The organism is Pedobacter sp. 01N416 (assembly GCF_056399685.1).
In genome coordinates this window covers 1-3,856 of sequence record NZ_JBFTRT010000501.1, presented here as the reverse complement: position 1 = coordinate 3,856, position 3,856 = coordinate 1, and the positions used below count along the sequence as shown (strand labels likewise).

At 35.5% G+C, this 3,856-nt stretch carries 3 protein-coding genes; 1 reads left to right on the top strand and 2 read right to left on the bottom strand.

Annotated features, from left to right (window positions below; genetic code table 11):
- Positions 1–1,791, top strand: a 1,791-nt coding sequence (locus AC1DND_RS22330) for a fibronectin type III domain-containing protein (RefSeq protein ID WP_477584804.1), incomplete at its 5' end; no start/stop codon positions are given.
- Positions 1,792–2,139: 348 nt separating this feature from the next.
- Here the strand turns inward: AC1DND_RS22330 and AC1DND_RS22325 are convergent.
- Positions 2,140–3,033: a phytanoyl-CoA dioxygenase family protein gene (locus AC1DND_RS22325; RefSeq protein ID WP_477584803.1), complete on the bottom strand. Its 894-nt coding sequence runs from the start codon at positions 3,031–3,033 to the stop codon at positions 2,140–2,142.
- A gap of 290 nt (positions 3,034–3,323) precedes the next feature.
- Positions 3,324–3,686: a nuclear transport factor 2 family protein gene (locus AC1DND_RS22320; RefSeq protein ID WP_057935321.1), complete on the bottom strand. Its 363-nt coding sequence runs from the start codon at positions 3,684–3,686 to the stop codon at positions 3,324–3,326.
- Between the last annotated feature and the right edge of the window lie 170 nt (positions 3,687–3,856).

The following is a 3,856-nucleotide window of genomic DNA, read 5'->3' as shown; positions in this document are numbered from 1 at the left end:
CTATATAAATTTAGTACCCCTTCTAATTATGAAGAACTAAAGAATAATTATCAGGCAGCAAGAAACAAAGTTTTTGAATACAATCCAACTACTACTTATACGGCAGATGAGGTGTGGCCAATATTTAAAAAGAAATTTAATTACGATTCGCTTTCTGTTTATCTTACTCAACAGCCATTAGCAATTGCATTTAATATTTTATTGGTTGATACTACTGCGAAACAGAATGTGGTTTATCAATACAGGGTAATACAGCTTAAAAGAGATGGAACCGAACAGCATAAATATACCTCAACACCTGTTTCTGCTAATGATTTTTTTATAACCAATAAACCAAAAAGCGCCAATAGAAAAACCACTGGAGATGTATTTAGAATAGAATGGAGCGCTAAAGCTACTGCACAGATACCGGAAGTTTTATTGGTGAAAAGAAGCGATGGCGTTAAAATGCCGTTCAATAGAATTTTAACAACTTATAATATTGAGCATCGTGGTGATAGCATAATATACACCGTAGAAGATAATCAAGTAAGTAAAGATGTGCTTTATCAATATACCATTAGTCCGGTAAACCGTTTTGGAGGTGGTGCAAAAATACTTTCAGATACACTTCGGGTAGCTTCTTTGGATCAACAAATGTTAATACCTAAAATTTTTACGGCAACTGCCGATTCAATTGGTAATAACATAAAACTAAATTGGGCTTTTATAAAACCAGATTATGTGAGTGTGGTAAATATTTATCGCTCAACTGAATATGAAGGTGGTTATAAACTTTTAGTCTCAACCGCTGGATACAATTATATTGATAAAACCATTATCCCTGGTCAGAAATATTATTATTATTTAGTGGTTGTAGATAAACTTGGAAGAGCTACAGAAAGAGGGATTAAAGTTTACGGCTTAGTTCATCAAATCAAACAATCAGATCCGCCAGCAAATGTTGTTGTTAGAAATGTGAATAAACATAATGTAGTTAGTTGGACAGATTACAATAACGATACCCGTGGATACTATGTATATCGTACCAATGAAGTTGGGGGAGACATGAAACCGATTACAGAAATGATATATTTTGATGAGAAAGCCAAAAGAAATTACGTTTATACCGATACAACAAGTAATTTATCACCAACAGTTGGCTATGCCCTTGTGTCTGAGAATTTAAGTAATACCAGAAGCGGTTTTTCTAAAATTATTTACCTAAGTAATCCAAATTTTCGCGTTGCGGCACCAGTTATCGTAGATTTTAAAAAAGATGGAAAAGGTATTTATCTTTTTTGGCAAGRTACAACTGTTGTAAAACAGATAGCTGGTTATAATGTTTATCGGAAATCTGGAAATTCATCTTATGTTAAAGTTAATAAAACACCTGTTCTAGGCTTCAAAAATACATTTAAGGATGAATTTCTTTTTAATGATATTGAAGTGAGCTATAAAATAACTGGTGTAACTGACGCAGATAAGGAAAGCGAATTTAGCAATGAAATAACGGTAAACACAAGTCAATCGGTTTATGCCCCAAATTCATTAAAATCCTTTACTGGCAAAGATAATAAAAGCATCATTTTACAATGGCAACCCTCACAAAGCGAAGTAGCCAAATATGAAATTTATAGATATGTAAGAGGTACAGACCCAACAAAAATAGCTGATGTTAATGCAAAAGTTTTTACATACATAGATGCAAACTTCATTAAAGAAAAAAACAACTATTATTTTATTAAAACGATAGGAGTGAATGGTAAAACGTCTTTACCATCTGCAGAAACATATGTGGGTAACCGTTAAGTTAAGTAGGCAATTGTCTGGCTTAAAGAATTTAATAATTCGGGAAAATAAATTTTCGCTCAATATTCGGTCTACATTTGTAGGCCGTTTTTTATTTTTTAGCTAAGAGCACATCAATATCTGCCACTTTCTCGTAGGCCCAAAAACCTCATGCAAATTGAGCGGGAATTGTAAATACCGCCATTCTCGTGAAAACGAAACGAAAAAAAGGATATTTAAGATTCCAGATCAGATTAAAGACAAGGCAAAGCCATGAATATTCCGTGTATCAGTGCTTCCGTAGCTAAATGCAAGGTATTCCAGGTTAATTGATCAGCACATAAAGCTTTAAAAAATGAAATAGTGCGATTAAAGGCTGTCGGGAGAAAATATCAAAGGAAAAAACTGCCCTTCCATTTTATGTCCTGCACCAATAGGTTCCACTCCCTTAAGTAAGGCTTCGTCGGTATTCGATTCGGTACCGTCAGTAAATACATTTAAAACGAAAGCACTTCTTGAACGTGGTGATTTATTTTCGAACGAGCCATGAACCATTAATGGGTGGTGAAACGTAGCATATCCCTTTTTAAGTTCGATTGGGACTGGATTAAATTCTGCTTTCTGCTCTTCGGTTAAATACTGCATTAAGCCTTCCATATCCCCAGCTAAATCTGGTTTATCCAGCAAGCCCCAGTTATGGCTTTTAGGTACATAATATAAACAACCGTTTTCGGTAGTTGCATCATCTAATCCAACCCAGCAGGTTAAATGTTGCATGGGCCCGGTGCGTGTCCAATAAGAATAATCCTGGTGCCAGGCTACAACTCCTCCATGTTTTGCTGGTTTACAGAACAATTGATCGTGCCAGAAACGTACGCCTTTATTACCTAAAATCTGACTGGCCGCCATCGCAAAAGCGGGATTCCATATCACATCATGAAAGCCTTCTGTAATTCGCCAGGCGCCTAAAGCATGAAATAAAACTGAATTAGGATCTGCAGATTCATTGCTGTGAAACTCATGAAACAGCCCATTTAAGGGGTGTGCAGGATCTATAATTTCTGCTAATTCCTTGTTCAACCGCTCAACTTGCCATTCCTCCAATAACTTTATATCGCTAACGTATCCAAACGTCTTAAAAAAATCAAGTTGCTCGTTGCTGAGCTTGTATTGTTCCCACTCAGAAGCTTTGGTGGGCCATTTAAATAGATCGGAAATGAGTTGATGTTTTTTTGAAAGGTCTTGCAGATTGGGTATGGTCATCAATTTTATACGGTTTATGGTTAGAAATTGCTCATTTATTTAAAGGTAATAAAACATTTTCCTTCACAGAACAGGCAAGGCAAATTTGATTCTAATTTTTTCCCGATAAGCGGTGTTTTACGATTTAATGAGCTAATGCGGTGTAACCAATTTCAGATAACAAGTGATAAATATTTAACATTGAATTAATAATCGGTCATTAGTTTTGCGGTATAAATATTTGGTTAGTATTTATAAGTTTAGGTTAGTTGATTATAAAAGCCCAGATGGATATCGGGGCTTTTTATATTTTAACCCATGCGATAGAAAAACTCGTCGGCTACGATTTTTCCGTCTTTAACCTCATAAACACAGATTTCACTCATGGCCATTCTTCCATGGGCTTTATAAGTGGCATCAATGTTCATTACAATAGCAAAATGATTGTCTGCTACAATTGGTTCTGAGCACGAAGAGCTATGTATCTCTTCAACACTTTCTTCCCATTGTATGGTTTTCTTTTTAACGGCATCTTTGCCTTCTGTTAATTCCATTGGCGAGCCTTTTGGCTCTTTGCTTACAACGTTATCGGCGTAAAGTTCATCAATGGCTTGTTCGTGTTTGCCTTCACGGCAAAGCTGCACCAGTTTGTCAGCTACTTCCTGTGTATTCATATGCTTATATTTAGTTGTGATCTAAGTTATCTAAAAATAAACGCTTTACCTGGTTAAAAGGTTTTATGTTTAGGTTGAAGTACTAATGAACGATTGCAGCATCAAAATTCGTGATAATTAGTCTTGCGTAAATAGAAATGCAATCACATCTCGACCGCAATATTCCAAAG

Coding starts and splice junctions, on each gene's coding strand:
- AC1DND_RS22325 (WP_477584803.1), bottom strand. CDS start 3,033: ATGACCATACCCAATCTGCAAGACCTTTCAAAAAAACATCAACTCATT.
- AC1DND_RS22320 (WP_057935321.1), bottom strand. CDS start 3,686: ATGAATACACAGGAAGTAGCTGACAAACTGGTGCAGCTTTGCCGTGAA.